The sequence below is a fragment of the Catellatospora vulcania genome, from assembly GCF_009720385.1.
GTDB classification, from domain to species: Bacteria; Actinomycetota; Actinomycetes; order Mycobacteriales; family Micromonosporaceae; genus Catellatospora; species Catellatospora vulcania.
Map to the genome: position 1 here is coordinate 298,368 of NZ_WARX01000007.1, position 17,739 is coordinate 316,106.

Sequence of the window (17,739 nt, forward strand, 5' to 3'; positions counted from 1 at the left end):
CATGTCGACCGAACACGGCGCGGTCCTGGCCTTTCCCGACCGCAGATATCCCGACCTCGTCGCCGACCACGCGGCGGAGCGGCCCGACGCGGTCGCGGTCCGGCAGTGGGACACCGTGCTCACCTACCGGCAACTGTGCACGGCAGCGGCGACGCTGGCGGCCACCCTGCGCGCGGCCGGCCCGCAGCCGCTGGTCGGGGTGTGCGCCGACCGGCAGCCGATGCTGGTCGCGGGCCTGCTCGGGGTGCTGGCGTCGGGCGCGGCGTACGTGCCGCTCGACCCCGCGCTGCCGCCGGCCCGGCTGCGCGACATCGCCCGCGAGGCGGGCCTGCGCACAGTCGTCTGCGACCCGCTCGGCGCACGCCTGCTCGACGGCGCGGACCTGCACCTGCTGCCGCTCCCGGCCGAAGCGGACTCAGCCGGTCGAGGGCCGGACAGGTGTGCCGCGGCGGCCGACGATCTCGCCTACGTGATGTTCACGTCGGGGTCGACGGGACGGCCGAAGGGCGTGATGATCCCGCACTCGGCGCTGACCGAGTTCGTCGTCAGCCTTGCCGACATCGCCACTCTGAGCAGCGACAGCGTCGCGCTCGGGTTCGCGTCGATCGGGTTCGACGCCTCCGTCATCGACCTCCTGGCACCGCTCGCGGCGGGCGGGACGGTGGCGCTCGCCGGGACCGCCGACCGGGCCGACCCGGTGCGGCTGCAGCGCTTCTGCGCCGAGCACCGGGTCACGGCCGCGTTCGTGCCCCCGGCGCTGCTGCCCGTGCTCGACCCGTCCGGCCTGCCGGACCTGCGGGTGGTGCTGACCGGCAGCGAGGCCCCGGGTCCGGAGCAGGTGGCGCGCTGGTCGGCCGGGGGCCGCCGGTTCCTCAACCTGTTCGGCCCGACCGAGACGACCGTGCTGGTCACCTGGTTCGAGGCGACCGGCGACTGGGACCGGCCGCTGCCGATCGGCCGCCCGGCCGCCAACCACCGGGTGTACGTCGTCGACGAGCACCTGCGCCCGGTGGCCGACGGCGTGCCGGGAGAGCTGCTCGCCGGGGGCGCCGGGCTGGCCCGGGGCTACCTGGGTGCGCCGGACCTCACCGAGGAGCGGTTCGTGCCCGACCCGTTCTCCGGCGTGCCCGGCGCGCGGCTCTACCGCACCGGCGACCTGGTCGTCCGGCAACCGGACGGGCTGCTGCACTTCCTCGGGCGGGTCGACCGGCAGGTGAAGATCCGCGGTCAGCGCGTCGAGATCGGCGAGGTCGAGGCGGTGCTGCGCAGCCACCCCGGCGTCGGGCACGCGGCCGTCGCCGCCGTCGACGGCCCCGGCGGCACGCGGCTGATCGCTTTCACGACCGGCGCCGCGACCCCGCAGGCCCTGCACGAGCACTGCGCCGCCCGGCTCGGGCCCGCGATGGTCCCCGCCCGGATCACCGCCGTGCCGGAGCTGCCGCTGCTGTCCAGCGGCAAGGTCGACCTCGACCGGCTCGTCGCCGACGACGTGCCGCCCGTGGACGGGACACCGTTCGCCGCGCCGGCCACGCCGACCGAGACCGAGGTCGCCGCCGTCTGGGCCGAGCTGCTCGGGCTGGACCGGGTCGGCCGCGACGACGACTTCTTCGACACCGGCGGGCATTCGATCACCGCGATGCGGCTGGTCGCCGCCCTGCGCCCGCGGCTGCGCCGCGACGTGGCGATCGAGGACGTGCTGCAGGGCCGCACCCTGCGGGAGATCGCGGCCCGCGCGCAGGCCGCGGCCGTGCTCGGCGACCAGCCGCCGGCACGCGGACGCCCGCCCGCGCTGTCGCCCGCCCAGCAGCGCCTGTGGTTCCTGGAGCGGTACTCGCCCGAGGCCGCGGCCGCCTACAACATCGTGCTCGCCGAACGCCTGCACGGTCCCCTCGACTCCGCCGCGCTGGCCGCCGCGCTCGCGGCCGTCGCAGCACGGCACGAGGTGCTGCGCTGGCGTATCCCGGACGCCGACGGGGCGCCGTACGCGGTGCTCGACCCGGCGGGCCCGGTGCCGCTGCCGGTCACGGACCTGAGCACGCTGCCGCCCGCGGCACGCGAACGCGAACTCGCCGCACAGCTGGCCGCCGAGGCGGGCGGCCGGTTCCGGCTCGCGACCGACGCGCTGTGGCGGCACCGGCTGTTCCGGCTCGGCGAGGACGAGCACGTGTGGGCGGTCACCGCCCACCACGCCGTGTTCGACGGCTGGTCACAGGCCATGCTCTACGACGACCTCGCCACCGCGTACGCGGGCACGCCCCTGCCGCCGCTGCCCGCCACCTACGGCGACTACGTGGCCTGGCGGGCCGACCGGCGCGAGCAGCGCGCCGACACCGACCTCGACTGGTGGACGTCCCACCTGGACGGTGCGCCGACCGTCCTCGAAGTGCCCGGCGACCGGCCCCGGCCCGCCGAGCAGACCTACCCCGCCGGGTACAGCGGCACCTGGCTCGACCCCGACACGACTGCAGACCTGCACCGCTTCGCCCGGGAACAGGGCGCGACCCCGTCGGCGGTGCTGCTCGCGGCGTTCGGGCTGGTCCTGGCAAGCTGGGCCGGGCAGGACGAACTGGTGATCGGCACCCCGGCCGTGGACCGCCGGCACCCCGACTTCGAGCCCATGGTCGGCTTCTTCGTCGACATCACCCCGCTGCGGCTGCGCACGGACGCGGGTCTCAGCTTCGCCGCACATGTGCGCGCCGCCCGCGACGAGCTGATCGCCGCGCTGGCCCACCCCGAAGCGCCCCTGGAGCGCCTGGTGCAGGCGTTCGGGCTGGGCGGTCAGACGGTCCGCAGCCCGCTGGTCCAGGTGCTGTTCAACGTGTTCAACTTCGCCGCGCCCCGGCTCGACCTCAAGGGGCTGGTCAGCGAGCCGGTGCCGGTGCCCGCGCCGGGTTCGGCGTTCGACCTGACGCTCTACGGCGTGGAGCGCGAGGGCCGGATGCGGCTGGAAGTCGTGCACAACAGCGACCTCTACGACACGTCCCGGATGGACCTGCTGCTGGACTCGCTCCGGCAGGTGATCGTCCGTGGCGTCGCCGAAGGCGACCTGCCCGGCGGCGAGCTGGCCCCTGCGCGCGGCGTGACTGCCGTCGAGTCCCCGCGAGCCCGGTTGCGGCCGACAAGGCCGGATCACGTCGGCGTCCCCCCGGCGACCGCGACCGAGCAGGCCGTCGCCGCCGTGTGGTGCGAAGTGCTCGGCCGCGACGCCGTCGGGGTCACCGACAACTTCTTCGACTCCGGCGGCGGCTCGCTGGCCGCGGTCACCGTGCAGCAGCGGCTCAACCGGATGCTGGGCCGCGACCTGCGTGTCGTCGACCTGTTCCGGTACCCGACCGTCCGCACGCTGGCGTCGTTCCTGGACGGCGCGACGGGCGTGGACAGCGCCGACGACGCGGTGGAACAGGCGTTGCGCCGGGGCGCGGCCCGGCGGGCGCGGACCCGGCACCGCGCCGCGACCGAAGGAGAGTCCCCGTGAGCGACGATCTGACCGACGGACCCGAGCCCATCGCCGTGATCGGCATGGCCTGCCGGGTGCCCGGCGCACCCGACCTCGCCCGGTTCTGGGACAACCTGGTCGCCGGGCGCAGCGCGCGCACCGAACTGAGCCGCGAGCACCTGCAACGCGCCGGGGTCCCGGCGGAGCAGGTCGACGACCCCGATTTCGTACCGGTCGGCTACCTGCTCGACGACGTCGAGAACTTCGACGCGGGCCTGTTCGGCATGACCCCGCGCGAAGCCGCGCTGGCCGACCCGCAACACCGGCTGTTCCTGGAGCTGTGCCACGCCGCGCTGGAGCACGCGGGCTGGGACCCGGCCCGCTTTCCCGGCGACATCGGCGTCTACGGCGGACGGGGCATGGAGACCTACCGCTGGCGGCACATCCACGCCAACCAGGCGATCATGGCGGTCACCGACCACACCACCATCGGCAACGGCAACCACGCCGACACGTTCACCACCCTCGCCTCGTACCACCTGAACCTGCGCGGCCCGAGCGTCGGGGTCTACACGGCCTGCTCCACCTCGCTGGTCGCCGTGCACACTGCCGCCGAGGCGCTGCGTGCCGGTGAGTGCGACATGGCGCTGGCCGGTGGCGTCAGCATCGAGCTGCCCGCCGACCGGGGCTACCTGCACCGCGAGGGCGCCGGCGACTCCGCCGACGGGCACTGCCGCCCGTTCGACGCGGCCGCGACCGGTGTCGTGGCGGGCAGCGGCGGGGGAGTGGTGCTGCTCAAGCGGCTCGCCGACGCGGTCGACGACGGCGATCACGTGTACGCGGTCGTGCTCGGCAACGCCGTCAACAACGACGGTGCGGCCAAGGTCGGGTTCACCGCCTCCGGCGTCGCCGGGCAGGCCGCCGCCGTCGCCAACGCGCTGGCCACCGCAGGTGTCGACCCGCGCACCGTGACCTACGTCGAGGCGTCCGCCACCGGCAGCGCCCTCGGCGACGCCATCGAGGTCGAGGCGCTGACCTCCGTGTACGGCCGCGGCCGCACCGACCGGCAGTGGTGTGCCCTGGGCTCGGTGAAGTCGAACATCGGCCACCTCAGCCAGGGCGCGGGCGTCGTCGGTCTCATCAAGACAGCCCTCGCCCTCGACCACAGCCTGATCCCGGCGAGCCTCGGCTACACGGCCCCGAACCCGGCCCTCGACCTGGACAAGAGCCCGTTCTACGTCAACGCGACCCTCGCCACCTGGGAGTCCGGCACGACCCCGCGCCGCGCCGCGGTCAGCTCGTTCGGCATCGGCGGCACCAACGCCCACGTCGTGCTCCAGCAGTCCCCCGCCCGCGAACCGGGCCGGCCGCCGCACCCCGCCGGCCGGCCGTCAGCAGCCGCGTCGACGCCGGCCGGGCAGGGCAGACCGCACCTGCTGACCGTCTCGGCCCGCTCGGCCGCCGCGCGGGACGCCGCCGCGTCACGGCTCGCCGACCATCTCGCCGTGGCCGGTGACCTGGACCTCGCCGACGTCGCGCACACGCTGCGGGTCGGCCGGGCCGAGCACCCGTACCGCGCCGCGGTCGTCGCCACCGACGCGACCGACGCCGCAGCCGCGCTGCGCACCCCGCAGCGCCGCCTCTCCGCCATCGCCGGCGGGACGCCGCGCGTGGTGCTGCTCTTCGGCGACCAGGCCGCCGTTCCCGCCGGGCTCGGCCTGTACGCCGCCGAACCCGCCTTCGCCGACGCCGTCGAGCGCTGCGCCGCCGCGGCCGGTCGCGATGCCCGCGACCTGCTGGCCGACCCCGTGCTCGCGCCGTTCACCGTCGGCTACGCCACGGCGCGGCTCTGGCAGTCGTGGGGATTGCGCCCCGCCACGATGCTCGGCCACGGCGCGGGCGAGTACGTCGCGGCGACCCTGGCCGGTGTGTTCGACCTGCCCGCCGCGCTGCGCCTGGTTGCCCTGCACGGGCGGCTGCTGCGCGAGGCCGCCGCCGAGGCCGCGTTCACGGTGTCGGCCGACGCGGAGAAACTGGCCGCGCTGCTCCCGCCGCAGGCGTCGATCGTCGCCGTCGACGGCCCTGCGACCTGCGTCGTCACCGGCCCGGCCGAGCTGCTGGAGCGGCTCACCGAACCGTCCGGCCGCAAGATCGCCACCCGGCGGCTGCGTACCGTCCACGCGTCCCCGCCCGCCGTCACCGACGCGATGGTCGGCGAGCTGGCCGCCGCGGTCGCCGCCGCACGCCCGTCCGCGCCGACCGGCCCCTACCTGTCCTGCCGCACCGGTCTGCCGGTCACCGCCGACCAGACCCGTGATCCGAGCTACTGGGCCGGACTGCTGCGCGAACCGGTCCTGTTCGGACCTGGCGTCGCCACGGCGCTGGCCGGTGGTGCGACACTGTTCCTCGAGTGCGGCCCCGGGCGCCGGCTGGCCGGTCTCGCCCAGATGCAGGCGCCCAAAGGCGGTCCCGCGCCGCAGCACAGCCTGCCCGCCGCAGCGGATCCGGCCGCGAAGGACCCCGGCGACGACGTCATGACCTGGTACACCGCAGCGGGGCTGCTGTGGGCGCACGGAGTGCCGTTGACCCTCGGCGACACGGGCCGACGCGTGCCGCTGCCCGGCTACCCCTACGAGCGCACCCGGCACTGGATCGAGCCCGACCCGCCCGTGGCCGTCCAGGCAGTCCCACTGGTGACAGGGGGTGTGCCGGCAGTCGGCATAGCCACCGGCGCGGTGGTCGCAGGCGACGCGAGTGGGCACACGGAGCAGCCGGACGTGGCCGCCGCGCTCGCGCCGATCTGGTCCTCGCTGCTCGGCATCGAGCGGATCCGGCCCGACGACGACTTCTTCGCCATCGGCGGGACCTCGCTCACGGCGGTGCAGCTCGTCGCCCAGGTCCGGGCGTCGTTCGGGGTGCGGCTGTCGATGCGGCTGATCTTCGACGCGCCGACGCTGGACGAGATGGCCAGGACCATCGAACAGCGCCGAGCCGCCGCCGCGGCCCGGGTGTGACCGCGGCTCAGACCTGCTTGACCAGCTCCGACAGATGAAGGTCGGGGTCGTCGACCACCGCGCGCAGCAGGCGCTCGTACCCGTCGGCGAACCCGGCCACCGTCGGCTCCGTCAGCAGGCCCGTGTCGTAGACGAACGTGGTCGACAGGCCCCGCGGGCCGGGCCGGGCGTACACCATCAGGTCGTGCAGCACCTTCGGGATCCCCAGACCGAAGTCCTCCACGACCAGGCCCGGCAGCGTCAACCGGCTCGCGACCTCGACCTCCTCATGTAGGAACATCGCCTGGAAACCCTGCGCCCGGCCCGGATGCGGCGGCTCGTCCAGCGCCGCGACGACCTGCCCCCACGGCAGGTCCTGGTGGTCCAGCGCGTCGATCACCGTCTCCCTGGTGCGGGCCAGGACCTCCCGGAACGTCGGATCGCCGGACAGGTCGCCGCGCAGCGCCAGCGCGTTGTTGAACAGCCCCACCAGCCGGGCCAGCTCCGGCCGGGTGCGCCCGACCCCGGCGACCGGGATGCCGATCGCGAAGTCGTCGCGCCCGCTCGCCCGCCACAGCAGCACGTGCAGCGCGGCGAGCAGCACCATGAACCGGGTACAGCGCGCCGACCGGCCCAGCTCCTCGACCTGGCGGACCAGCTCCGGGTCGATGGTCCGGGCGAGCTGCGCCGCGGGCGCGCCCTTCGCCGCAGGCCGCGGCAGCGCGTCGACCAGCTCCAGCGGGGCCAGCCCGGCGAGCTGCTCGTGCCAGTACTCGCGGTCCTCGTCCTCCTTCTCCGTGTCGGCGACGGACTGCGACCACGCGAAGTCGCCGTACTGCACCGGAAGGTCCGGCAGGTCGGCAGTCACGCCCGCGACCAGCGCCGGGTAGAGCAGGCCGAGTTCGCGGTCGATGACGCCGAGGGACGCGCCGTCGGCGAGGATGTGATGGATGGTCATCCGCCACACGTGGTCGTCGTCGGCCAGGCGCAGCAGCGACGTGTGCACCAGCGGGCCGGTCTGCAGGTCCAGGGCCAGGGTGCGGCGCTCGTCGAGCAGCTCACGGGCCCGCTGTTCGCGCTGGTCGGCCGGAAGGTCGCGCAGGTCGAGCAACTCCATCGGTATGCCGTTCGCGGGCCCGACGACCTGGACCGGGCCGTCGGGCCGGTCGACGAACAGCGTGCGCAGGATCTCGTGCCGGTTCACGACCGCGTCGACGGCACGCGACCAGGCGTCGGCGTCCAGCGGGCCGCGGAACCGGTGCACCAGGTCCACCAGCGGCGACATGCCGCCGGGGTGGTTCGTGCAGAGCAGCCACCACCGGGCCTGCAGCGGGGTCAGCGGCAGCTCCACCAGATGTGACGGCCGGACGTTGACGGGGGACTCCGCTGTCACATCAAACATGGTGAACATCTTGGAGACGCGCGCCGACGGTGTCCAGCGGTCCGTCGTGTACCTAACCGCGTTCCAGGGCCCGGTTCAGGTCGGACAGCTGCCGGTCCAGGTATGCGGCCTGGCCGCGTACCACGCGGGTCCGGTGTTCGGTCAGGGCCCGGTCGTGGTCGATCGCGGCCCGCACCGCCTTCTGCACCGGTTCGGCCGCCAACTGCGCCAGCGCCGCGACCGCGGACTTGGGCGGCACAGGTTGCTCCGGAACCAGCCTGCGCAGGCCGTGCCGGGCCCGCACGGTCCAGCGGCCCTCGGCGTAACGCAGGCTGATCCGTGGCCCGGTGGCCGCGCCGGCCAGCCCGTACAGGGCAGGCAGCGGCTTGACGTCGCCGGGCTTGGGCTTCGGAGGCGCGGTGTCGTCGAGTTCGCGCCACAGCCGGTGCCCGACGACCGGGGTCAGCGTCACCGCGAAGTACAGGCCGGTGGCGACCAGGATCGCGTTGGTCAGACCGAGGTACTGGACCAGGTAACCCGCGAGCAGGCCGCCCAGCGGTGCGCCGCCGAACGCCACCGCGGTGATGATGCCGCCCATCCGCGACAGCATCTCCTTCGGCGTCCGCTGGTAGATCATCGCGCTGACCGTCGGGTTGAGCGACGACATGGCGATCCCGCCGACCAGCGTCACCGCGACGATCACGAGCAGGTCGTCGGTCAGCGCGAGCACGATGAACCGCGGCACACCGCCGATCAGATATCCGGCGACCAGCATCGGGTAGCGCGGCATGATCGGCGCGACCCACGCGACGAGCACGTTGCCCGCGATGAGCCCCAGCGCGTACGCCGTGGCGACCGCGCCCAGCGCGGTCGGGTCGTCCATCGTCGTGTACACCCACAGCGGAACGAACACCACGGCGCTGGCCTGGTTGAACAGGTTGGTGAAGAACAGCATCCCGGTGACGGCGCGCATCAGCCGGTTGCGCCGGAACCAGGTGAACCCCTCCCGCAGCGCGGCGAAGTAGGGCACGGCCGCGGTCGCGTCGGCCGCCGCCGTCACCGCCGCCCGCACCGGGATCATCAGCACGACCGCGACCGCGTACGTGGCCGCGTCGATCCAGATGCCCCCGATCGGCCCGAACACCACCACCGCGATCCCGGCCAGCGACGAACCCGCCAGGGTCGACGTGCGCAGCACGCCCTCGCGTACCGCGGCGACCCGCGCGTAGTCGCTGCCCGCCGCGCCCATCAGCGGCACCACCATGGTCGCCTTGGCCCGGTCGCCCTGCGCCCGCAGCACACCCAGCACCGCGACCAGCGCCAGCAGCAGGCCGAAGCCGTGCGGCCCGACCACGGCGATCGCAGCCATCACCGCGACGCTGCCCACGTCCGACCACAACGACGTGGGCCGGGCCCCGACCCGATCCTGCAGCGGCGCGGCGAGCACGCCGCTGACCACGTAGGTCAGCGTCTCCACCCCGGCGACCAGGCCGACCTTCACCGGGTCGCCGGTGGTGACGAGCACCAGCCACGGCACCGCGAAGAAGGTCATCCGGGTGCCGATGTTGGAGATGGCCTCGGCGGCGATGAGCCTGACCAGGTCCGACCGGTGGCGCTTCGGCGACGTGTCCAATCCGGATCAGGCCCTCCGCGCCGGCTCGGTCAAGGTCTCCTCCACGGCTGATTCGCGGGGAAGGCCCAGCATAGAGGCATGTCGCTGCGGCGAGTGGCGGACACCCTTCCGGCCGCTCATCCGAGGTCGGAGCGAGGAGCCCGAACCCCGGCGGGCGGGCGGCGATCGGCCAGATAATGGCCGGTAGACGGCGGTCGAGAGGAGCGGCGGGCAATGAGCACGATGCAGGCCGTGAGAGCGCACGCCAGGGGCGGCCCGGAGCAGCTCGTCTACGAGCAGGCGCCGCGGCCCGAACCCGGGCACGGTGACGTGCTGGTGGCCGTGAAAGCCGCCTCCATGACGCCGGACGAGCTCACCTGGCCGGAAACCTGGACGTACACCCCAGACGGCAGCGGGCCCGAGCGCACCCCGGTCACCCCGTCGCACGAGTTCTCCGGCGTCGTCGCGGCCACCGGGGCGGGCGTCGACCGTCTCCAAGTGCAAGGACCACCCGGTGCTGAGGGTCGGGACGCGGCTCAACGCGGTGGTCGACCCTGCTGACAGGCTTTACGCGATAGTGCCTTGACGATGCAGGAACCGAGCGTGCCGTGCCCGGATCAGGCCCGCTGGCTTACGGCCAATTCGGACAACTGGTCAAACGTCCGCACCAGCACGGCTCGCCGCTGCTCCTTGAACCCGGGCCGCGGCTCCAGCCCGTCGATCGCACGCTCCCAGACGGACAGGAAACGGGTCTTCCAACCTGCGATGACCTCAGGGTCAGGCAGGACAGCACCGACATAGCCCTGTTGCGCGACGAGCGCGAGCAGTTCGAGGTTGCACGGCACCGCGACACCCCAGTACTCGTCTGGTTCGATCTCGACGGAGTCGCCGGACATCGCCTCGGCGACCTCGCTGATGAGCCGGTCGGTCAGCATCGACAGGTGGTCGGCGGCGGTGTCGTCCTCGAAGTTTCCACTGCCCCAGGTCCCCATGAGTGCCCTCCCCGTGCCGGTCGTCGCCGCAGCCTACCCAGACGCAGGGACATGTTCACCGACCGCGACGCGATAACGGGTGGCCGACGCCCGGCCGGATGCTGTCTACTGCCCGATCATGGCGGGTACGACGTTGGCCTTCCTCAGTCCTTGCGAGGTCATGCAGGTCGAGGCGATTCTGAAGGAGGAATTGGCGGCTGCGGGGTTGGTTGAGCACCGTCGGTCGCCGGGCACTTGGCTTGGCAGCGGTCACCTTAACTACACCTACTGGATCCAGTCACCGGCCTGTGAGATCGAACCGGAGGCGCTGGTGCTTCTCGCGGAGGTGGCCGGCACGGCCATGTGCTGCGAATTCCTGCTGTACTCGTGCATCACCGACGCCGGCGACGCCCAGCTGCTGGGCGGCATCGCGCAGCGTGTGGCGGCTCGCACCAGAGGTTGGGTGTTCATCGAGTTCGAGGTCGAGCCGTCAGCGGAGGTGTACGGCCAGTTGAACCGCACCGGCCGGGGTATCCGGTTCGACGGCGACGCCTACCTCGACGCGGCGGCGATGGCGGCCTGGATGGCCCACCCCGACTACCACTTCGTCAAGTGAGGTCCGGCCGGGTCCTGGCCATGGGCGAGGGACCCGGCCGGAGCGCGGTCAGCCGAGCACGCGGTGGTCGGCGTGCAGGGAGCGGTCGAGGCGGATGGTGATGAACTCGTTGTCGTCGGGGCGGCCCGGGGTGCGGCCCGACGAGAACGGGAAGTTGTTGTCGTTCAGTACGGCCAGGGTCCGGTTGTCGAGGATCAGCACGTCCTCGATCGTCTGGAACGGGTACCGGAACGTGTCGGCGCCGCCGCCCAGGTGCTTCGGGTCGGCGATGTTCAGCAGGTCGGCGACCAGCGTCTTGTCTACCAGGCCGTCCCGGTCGCGGTCGGCCAGATCGGCCAGGTAGATCTTCTTGAACGCGGCCGCGTCGCCCTGGTTGTTGTCGCGCTCGATGACCAGGAAACGCTGCTTGTCGACCGCGATGAAGTCCCCGATCGCATTCGACGGCGACTCCAGCCGGTACGTCCAGCGCTTGGCCGTATACGCGCCTGCGCCCCGGTCGAACTGGTTTATCCGCAGGGTGCCCGCCGTGTCACCGCTGACGGTGCCTTCCAGCAACGGGTACAGGTACTTCCCGTCGACCGAGGCGGCCATGCCCTCGAAGCCCTTGCTGCTGCCCAGGTTCGCGGTCACGCCCAGCCGGGCGGCGCTCTCCGGCGCGTTGACGCCCGGCAGCGACACCGGCGCGGCCAGCAGCCGTCCGGCGCGGTCGAAGTGCAGCAGGTACGGCCCGAACTCGTCGCCGATCCAGTAGCTGCCGTCCTTGGCCTTGACGATCGACTCGACGTCGAAGTCGGCGCCGGTCAGCACCCGGTCGGGGCGGGTCAGCGGCCACGGCACGAGCCCGGCCGGGTCGGTGAGGTTGACGCCGCCGACGGCGTCGACGGCGCGGGTGCCGAAGTCGGGGATGAGGCGCTGGATGCGCAGCACGAAGTCGCCGCTGTTGTTGATGTTGCCGTAGCCGTTGTCCGACAGCACGTCGTAGCTGCCGTCGCTGTTGCGGGCGATGCCGCTGAAGCCCTGCACGGGCTGGTCGGCGAAAGGCGGCGTCACCCCGTTGACCGGGGTGGTGCCGAGCAGCGAGCCGGACGGGTCGCTGGCGGGCACGAAGGTCAGCGCGGGCAGCGCGGCGAAGCCGGTGAGCACGGCCGGCCCGAAGTCACCGGACCGCTCCGCCTCGGCCGGGGCGGCCGAACCGCCGGTGGGCAGGGCGACCGCCAGGGTCAGCACGGTGAGGCCGGTGAGGGCCAGCCGGGGCAGACGTGTCATGAATCCTCCTCGAACGGGTAATCGACCCGGACGTTAGACATCCCGGTTGAACCCGCCGAGAACGTCCGCTCAACGGCGTATGGAGATCACCGTGCGGAGGAGGCGTTCGGCGACCCTGTCAGGCGTTGTGCACCCGCGCCTGCATGGTGAGTTTGTGTTGCAGATCCCGCAGGGTCTTCATCGTCTCCTCGTCGGTCAGGCCGGTGGTGGTCGACCACTCGTAGCCTGATCCGAAGATGTCGCTGGCGAAGACGATTTCCGTGGCGATCAGCGACCGTCGCCAGTCCCGCCGGCTGAGCGGCTGCCCGGCCTGGATGGACGTTCTGAGACGGCGGACCTGCTGGTACATGTCCTCGACGTCCTCGAAACCCATGGCCACCGCAAGCGCGTCGGTGGCGTGGGCGGGTCCGCCCCATTCGTGGAAGCCGCGGACGAGCAGGTGGCGTTCGGCGTCGGTCAGGTCGATCGCCACTGGATCATCAATGGTCACGTCATGATGATCCCGCAAACCCTCGACGACCGCGGGGGCGACGGCTGCTGCGGGCTCAGCGCCGCTTCCACCAGGGTCGCGGGGGCGGGGCCGCGGCGGGCGGCGCGATCAGCGCCTGCGCCATCTCCTTGCTGATCACCTGCGCGATCTCCCTGGTGGCGCAGTTGACGAGGATGCCGTGGCAGTCCGGAGCGCCGGCGGCCATCCGCAGCACGTCCTCGCCGCGCAGCCCGGCGTCGAAGCGCGGGCCGTAGGTACGCAGGAAGACCTCCGGGTCGGCGAAGGTCAGAATCCGGGAGCGTCCGTCGTTGAAGGACGTGCTCGCGATGGTGAGCCGGCCGCCGGACACCACTGCGGCGCCCCTGGCCGCCATCATCTTGTCGGACATCACGCCGACCATGGAGGCGCGGAAGATCGTGGCGAACCGGTCGAAGGTCTCCGGGTTGGGATCTTCGGCGTGTGCCACCAGGGCGTCGGACAGCGGGGTGTCGGTCATGGCGAGAGACGATAATGGAGATCCGCTCGGCCCGTGAGCCGGCGGCCTCGGCATACTCTGCCGGATGAGCACTCTCTACCTTGCCCGGGTGCTGGGGCACGAGCCGGTGGTCGCGGTCGAATGCGTGACCGTGCATCCCGACGCGGGACTGCCGCCTCATGCCGCTGACCAGCAGAGCCGCGCCGCCGAGCGGAGGTTCGTGCTGCGGCTGCTCATCGACGGTGACGAGGCGGGCGACGACGAGGACGTGGAGCAGGCCATGGCGCGCCAGGACGCCGCCGCCGAAGACGGCTTCGTCGAGGAGGCCGTGCCCGATGTCCGGCGGGTGCGGGTGCTGGACATCGGGTTCGACGACAGGTTCTGGCGGGAGCACCGCGATCAGTGGTGGGCCACGGCCGAGGTGGTGCCGGGTGTGCCAGTGCGGGAATGGCTGGCGGAGCCCAGCGACTCGTGCCCGTACCAGGTGGCGGTGTTCGAGGCGGTGGTGCGCCCGGGTGTGCTGCGCAGGCCGCGCCGGGAGGCGTACGGCAGCGCCGCGTACTGGTGAGCGGTCAGAAGCGGTTGCGCACGCGCATGGTGCTGGGGCGTCCGTCCGGGTCGCAGATCAGCTCGTAGACGAGCCGGGCGGGCAGCCGCCGCAGGCCGCGTACCTTCGGCGGCTCGTAGCGGCGCAGCCGGGTCCGCGGGCGCGGGCCGACCTGCCCGGACGCGTGCCAGTCGTCCAGTTCCTTCGCCGCGGCGGCGAACAGGTCGAACGCGGTACGCGGATCGGCCAGCCGCTGATCCAGCGCGTCCCCGCCGAGGTGCTCGCTCATCAGCTCCAGCCGCAGGTCGCGGGCGTACGCCGGGTCAGCCGACTCGTCCACCACGGCGCAGGTCAGTTCCGAGTCGTAGGTCCACGAGCGCAGGTTGAAGTTGTCCGACCCGACCGTCGCCCAGGCGTCGTCGACGACGCATGACTTGGCGTGTACGTAGATCGGCGTCCCGGCGGCGTTCTCCAGGCCGTACACCGCGACCCGGTCGCCGCCCGCCTTGCCCAGCACCTTCATGGCCTGCTTGCGCCCCCACGACTCGGCCCGCGAGATGGCGGGTGAGGCGGCGTCGGGCGCGAGCGGCACCACGCAGATCAGCCGCAACTCGGGGTTGTTGCGCAGCGCCTCGGCGAACGGGCGGATGACTCGGGCCGACCACAGGTACTGGTCCTCGACGTAGATGATCTTCTCGGCGCGGGCCAGCGCCTTGAGGTAACCGCGGGCGATGCTGCGCTCGCCGCGCGGCGCGAACGGGTAGCGCCCGAGCCGCCGCCGCGGGTACGTGCGCAGTGTCTGCACGCTGTGCGTGCCGCAGACCGGCGGGTCGGGCAGCGGCGCGGGCAGTGCCGGGACCTCGGTGCGCAGCCGGGACAGCTTGTCGCGGATCCAGTCGACCAGGTTGAGGGACAGCGCGCTGGGGTCCTCCCAGCGTTCCCGGAACACGTGCTCGATGTCGCCGACGGCCGGGCCGCGCAGGGCGAGCTGGATGTCGTGCCAGGGCGGGTTCGGCCCGTAGACCTCGGCCATGGGCGGGGCGAGCGGGTCGCCGGCGTGCTCGGCGTCGTCGTTGCGGCCCCGGCACAGGTCGATGCCGCCGACGTAGGCGACGTCGAGATGGGGGCGGCCGGGGTGGCGTACCACGAAGAGCTTCTGGTGGTGCGAGCCGCCGAAGCGGACCCGCATGTCGAGCAGCACGTGCGCCCCGGCGGCCTGCAGCTCCTCGGCGAGCTGGCGGTTCTGCGGCGAGCTGAAGTGCAGCCAGTCCGGGTGTGAGCGCCACAGCAGCCCGTACACCTGCACGCCGCGTCTGGCGGCGTCGCCGAGCACCTTGGTGACCTGGGTGCGCGGCCCGTCGAGCTTCTCGTCCGGGTCGCCGCGCCAGTCGGTGAACATCACGACGTCGCCGGCCTGCGTGCCGTCGAGCACCTCGGCCAGCTCGCGGAAGTACGCCGCCCCGTGCACCAGCGGGCGGGCCAGGTTTCCCGGACTCCAGGCGAGTCCGTCGGCGTGGCGGCGGTCGATACCGGTGGCCGGGTTGCCGCGCTCGTCGGCGGCCAGGAACCAGGAGTCGGGGGTCACGCCAGCGACCGTATCCGCCCCGGCCGCCCGGCGGCAGTGGCGAATATCGCGCCGGGGGCGTGAAGATCGCTGTTTCCGGTCGGAACATGCGGTCTGGCTGCGCTTTCCGACCGGAAACAGCGATCTTGCCCGCCTAAACGGCCCGAGCCACCGCGATGGTCGCGTCGAGCCGGGGACCGGCCTCGTAGAACATGTACTCGACGCCGCCGTCGGTGCCGAAGCTCGCCGCGGCGCTGCGGCCCCGGTCGGGCCCGCCGTCCAGGGCGTAGTGGAAGACGCCGAGGTGGACCTCGCGGTCGAAGCTGTTGCCGACCTCGGTGAGGTACATGTCGCCGCCGTTGCCGTGGTAGACGACGTACGTCGTGCCGTTGCGCTTGAGCACGTGCGGCGCGGCGATGTCGACCTGCCCGTCGGGGCCGGGCGTGACCAGCGGCGTCGGGTCGTAGGACCAGGTCTTGCCGTCGTTCGACCAACCCCAGAAGATCTTCCGGGTACCCGAGGTGACGCCCATGAACACCATCACGTACTTGTTGCCCAGGCCGGGCACGGCGTGCTCGAAGACGCGGGCGTACGACGTCTCGGTGCAGTTGGGGATGACCCCGGTGTGCAGCACCCGCCCGAAGTAGGTGAAGTTGACGCCGTCGGTGGACCAGGCCATCCGGGTGGTGGTGTTCTCGCCGTGGAAGTACAGGTAGAACTTCCTGTTCTCGGCGTTCCAGATGACATGCGAGCTGGACACGTGGCTGACCGAGTAGTGCGGGGCCCAGTTGTTCGAGATGATCGGGTTGTTCGCGTACTCGGTGAACTGGCCGCTCAGGGAGTTGCCGTAGGCCAGGCAGATGCCGCCGGGCGAGTCGTGCGGGGCGTAGTACAGGTAGTACCTGCCCAGCGGTGAGGCGATCTTGTCGTACACCCCGCGGATGCACGGGAAGATCAGCTCGCCGGTGGGGTTGTAGCGCAGGTTGGCCTTGTTGAACGGGGTCCCGAGGTACTGGTAGGTCGGGAATCCCGCGGGGGCGGCGTGGGCCGGGCTGCCCAGGACCGTCCCGGTGAGCCCGCCTGCCGCCGCGGCTGCGCCCGCGACCAGCAGTTGCCGGCGGTTGAGGAGCGGTTGCATCGGTGGTGCCTCCCATCGATGGACATAACCGAAAGTAACGGTGAGTCTCGGCCGCACGGCGCGCGGGCGTCAAGGGGCTAATACGAATTAGTTCAGGAACTTCTGCGCGAGCAAATTTCGTTTCGGGTCTTGACGAAGCGCTCGGAAGGACGCAGGATCTCATCTCATCGAAACAACTAATGCGCATTAGCCCGAGGATTGGACACGCACCGTGACCGGAGCCCGCAGGCGGGTGACCCAGCAGGACATCGCCCGCATGACCGGCGTCAGCCAGGCGACCGTCTCGCTCGTCCTCAACGGACGGTCCGACGCCGACGTCAAGCTCTCGGCCGAGACCCGCGAGAAGGTGCTGCGGGCCATCGCCGAGACCGGCTACGTGGCCGACCCGATCGCCCGGCGGCTGGCCGCGCGGCACAACCGGATCATCGGCGTGTTCACCTACGAGCCGGTGTTCCCCAGCGCGAACAGCGACTTCTACCACCCGTTCCTGGTCGGCATCGAGCAGCAGGCCGAGGTCCTCGGCTGCGACCTGCTGCTGATGACCAGCACGCCGGTGGTCGACGGGCGGCGGCGGCTCTTCCAGGGCGACAACCGGCTGCGGCTGGCCGACGGCAGCATCCTGCTCGGTCGCACCATCGACCGCGCCGACCTGGCCCGGCTGCTCGCCGAGGAGATCCCGTTCGTGTCCATCGGCCGACGCGACGACGCCGGCGGCCCGGTGCCCTACGTCGGCGCGGACTACGCCGCCGCGACCGCCGAGATCGTGCGTCGCGCCGTGGCCCTGGGCCACGACCGCCTGGCCTACCTGGGCCTGGGCGCGGGCCCGGAATCGTGGGCCGACCGTGGCCGCGGCTTCCGCGAGGCCGTCGCGTCGGCCGGGGTGTACGGCGGCCACTTCGCGCCCCCGGCCGAGGGCGAACCCGTGCGGGACACCGCCGCGGTGCTCGACGCGGCGCTGGCCGCTGGCGTCACCGCAGTGGTGGCCGAGGAGCACGCCGACGGGGTCGCGCTGTTCGAGCTGGCCCGCTCGCGCGGGGTGGCGCTGTCGGTGGCCACGCTCGGGGAACCGACCCGGGCCGCGCTGCCGACCGCGGTGGAGTTCACCAGCCTGCGCATCCCGCGCCAGGCCATGGGCGCGCAGGCCGTCGAGGTCCTGACCGCCCTGATCGAGGGCACCCCCGGCGACCGGCAGCGGCTGCTGCCGTGCGAGGTCGTGTCCGGCGAGACGCTCAGCGAAAGAGGTAACTGAC

Annotated in this window: 14 protein-coding genes; 6 read left to right on the top strand and 8 right to left on the bottom strand. The window is 72.5% G+C overall.

Translation table 11 applies throughout. The features are described from left to right. The first annotated feature begins 1 nt into the window (after position 1). Both F6W97_RS29435 and F6W97_RS29440 read left to right on the top strand, forming a co-directional pair. A complete protein-coding gene (locus F6W97_RS29435) occupies positions 2 to 3,475 on the top strand; it encodes a non-ribosomal peptide synthetase (protein ID WP_155373804.1) in 3,474 nt (1,157 codons plus the stop codon). Continuing rightward, positions 3,472 to 6,450 carry a type I polyketide synthase gene (locus F6W97_RS29440; protein WP_155373805.1) on the top strand — a complete coding sequence of 993 codons (2,979 nt, stop codon included), beginning with the start codon at positions 3,472 to 3,474 and terminating at the stop codon, positions 6,448 to 6,450. Before F6W97_RS29435 ends, F6W97_RS29440 begins: the two co-directional genes overlap by 4 nt. A 7-nt stretch (positions 6,451 to 6,457) precedes the next feature. On the opposite strand, the gene F6W97_RS29445 is transcribed toward F6W97_RS29440, so the two are convergent. Beyond that, the gene (locus F6W97_RS29445) at positions 6,458 to 7,831 is read right to left on the bottom strand and encodes a condensation domain-containing protein (protein WP_196279382.1); all 1,374 of its coding nucleotides are present in this window, start codon (positions 7,829 to 7,831) and stop codon (positions 6,458 to 6,460) included. A gap of 52 nt (positions 7,832 to 7,883) precedes the next feature. Next, a complete protein-coding gene (locus F6W97_RS29450; protein ID WP_155373807.1) occupies positions 7,884 to 9,443 on the bottom strand; it encodes an MFS transporter in 1,560 nt (519 codons plus the stop codon). Between the two features lie 213 nt (positions 9,444 to 9,656). Between F6W97_RS29450 and F6W97_RS29455 the strand changes: the two genes are divergently transcribed. Continuing rightward, positions 9,657 to 9,983 (top strand): alcohol dehydrogenase catalytic domain-containing protein, encoded by a 327-nt coding sequence (locus F6W97_RS29455; protein ID WP_155373808.1) that lies wholly within the window; start codon positions 9,657 to 9,659, stop codon positions 9,981 to 9,983. A 56-nt stretch (positions 9,984 to 10,039) separates the two neighbouring features. On the opposite strand, the gene F6W97_RS29460 is transcribed toward F6W97_RS29455, so the two are convergent. Then, entirely contained in the window at positions 10,040 to 10,414 is a 375-nt protein-coding gene (locus tag F6W97_RS29460) for a DUF4259 domain-containing protein (RefSeq protein ID WP_155373809.1), read from the bottom strand. A 79-nt stretch (positions 10,415 to 10,493) separates the two neighbouring features. Here F6W97_RS29460 and F6W97_RS29465 point away from each other — a divergent pair, with 79 nt between their 5' ends. Next, on the top strand, positions 10,494 to 11,009 hold the full coding sequence (locus tag F6W97_RS29465; RefSeq protein ID WP_155373810.1) for a hypothetical protein: 516 nt from the start codon (positions 10,494 to 10,496) through the stop codon (positions 11,007 to 11,009). A 48-nt stretch (positions 11,010 to 11,057) separates the two neighbouring features. Here the strand turns inward: F6W97_RS29465 and F6W97_RS29470 are convergent, their stop codons facing one another. The 3 genes from F6W97_RS29470 to F6W97_RS29480 form a co-directional block, all read right to left on the bottom strand. After that, positions 11,058 to 12,275: an esterase-like activity of phytase family protein gene (locus F6W97_RS29470; protein ID WP_155373811.1), complete on the bottom strand. Its 1,218-nt coding sequence runs from the start codon at positions 12,273 to 12,275 to the stop codon at positions 11,058 to 11,060. A 118-nt stretch (positions 12,276 to 12,393) separates the two neighbouring features. Then, positions 12,394 to 12,765, bottom strand: coding sequence for a hypothetical protein (locus F6W97_RS29475; protein WP_230687074.1), 372 nt, complete (start codon positions 12,763 to 12,765; stop codon positions 12,394 to 12,396). A 55-nt stretch (positions 12,766 to 12,820) separates the two neighbouring features. Then, positions 12,821 to 13,261 (bottom strand): SseB family protein, encoded by a 441-nt coding sequence (locus F6W97_RS29480; protein WP_155373812.1) that lies wholly within the window; start codon positions 13,259 to 13,261, stop codon positions 12,821 to 12,823. Positions 13,262 to 13,325: 64 nt separating this feature from the next. On the opposite strand from F6W97_RS29480, the gene F6W97_RS29485 reads away from it, so the two are divergent. Continuing rightward, the gene (locus F6W97_RS29485) at positions 13,326 to 13,808 is read left to right on the top strand and encodes a hypothetical protein (protein ID WP_155373813.1); all 483 of its coding nucleotides are present in this window, start codon (positions 13,326 to 13,328) and stop codon (positions 13,806 to 13,808) included. Positions 13,809 to 13,812: 4 nt separating this feature from the next. Here F6W97_RS29485 and F6W97_RS29490 read toward each other — a convergent pair whose 3' ends face one another. After that, the gene (locus F6W97_RS29490; RefSeq protein ID WP_155373814.1) at positions 13,813 to 15,372 is read right to left on the bottom strand and encodes a phospholipase D family protein; all 1,560 of its coding nucleotides are present in this window, start codon (positions 15,370 to 15,372) and stop codon (positions 13,813 to 13,815) included. 133 nt (positions 15,373 to 15,505) lie between these two features. Further along, on the bottom strand, positions 15,506 to 16,489 hold the full coding sequence (locus F6W97_RS29495) for a hypothetical protein (RefSeq protein ID WP_155373815.1): 984 nt from the start codon (positions 16,487 to 16,489) through the stop codon (positions 15,506 to 15,508). Positions 16,490 to 16,721: 232 nt separating this feature from the next. Here F6W97_RS29495 and F6W97_RS29500 point away from each other — a divergent pair, with 232 nt between their 5' ends. Next, positions 16,722 to 17,738 carry a LacI family DNA-binding transcriptional regulator gene (locus tag F6W97_RS29500; RefSeq protein WP_230687075.1) on the top strand — a complete coding sequence of 339 codons (1,017 nt, stop codon included), beginning with the start codon at positions 16,722 to 16,724 and terminating at the stop codon, positions 17,736 to 17,738. Position 17,739: the final 1 nt, after the last annotated feature.

Coding starts and splice junctions, on each gene's coding strand:
- F6W97_RS29455 (WP_155373808.1), top strand. CDS start 9,657: ATGAGCACGATGCAGGCCGTGAGAGCGCACGCCAGGGGCGGCCCGGAG.
- F6W97_RS29435 (WP_155373804.1), top strand. CDS start 2: ATGTCGACCGAACACGGCGCGGTCCTGGCCTTTCCCGACCGCAGATAT.
- F6W97_RS29445 (WP_196279382.1), bottom strand. CDS start 7,831: ATGTTTGATGTGACAGCGGAGTCCCCCGTCAACGTCCGGCCGTCACAT.
- F6W97_RS29470 (WP_155373811.1), bottom strand. CDS start 12,275: ATGACACGTCTGCCCCGGCTGGCCCTCACCGGCCTCACCGTGCTGACC.
- F6W97_RS29480 (WP_155373812.1), bottom strand. CDS start 13,261: ATGACCGACACCCCGCTGTCCGACGCCCTGGTGGCACACGCCGAAGAT.
- F6W97_RS29485 (WP_155373813.1), top strand. CDS start 13,326: ATGAGCACTCTCTACCTTGCCCGGGTGCTGGGGCACGAGCCGGTGGTC.
- F6W97_RS29460 (WP_155373809.1), bottom strand. CDS start 10,414: ATGGGGACCTGGGGCAGTGGAAACTTCGAGGACGACACCGCCGCCGAC.
- F6W97_RS29495 (WP_155373815.1), bottom strand. CDS start 16,489: ATGCAACCGCTCCTCAACCGCCGGCAACTGCTGGTCGCGGGCGCAGCC.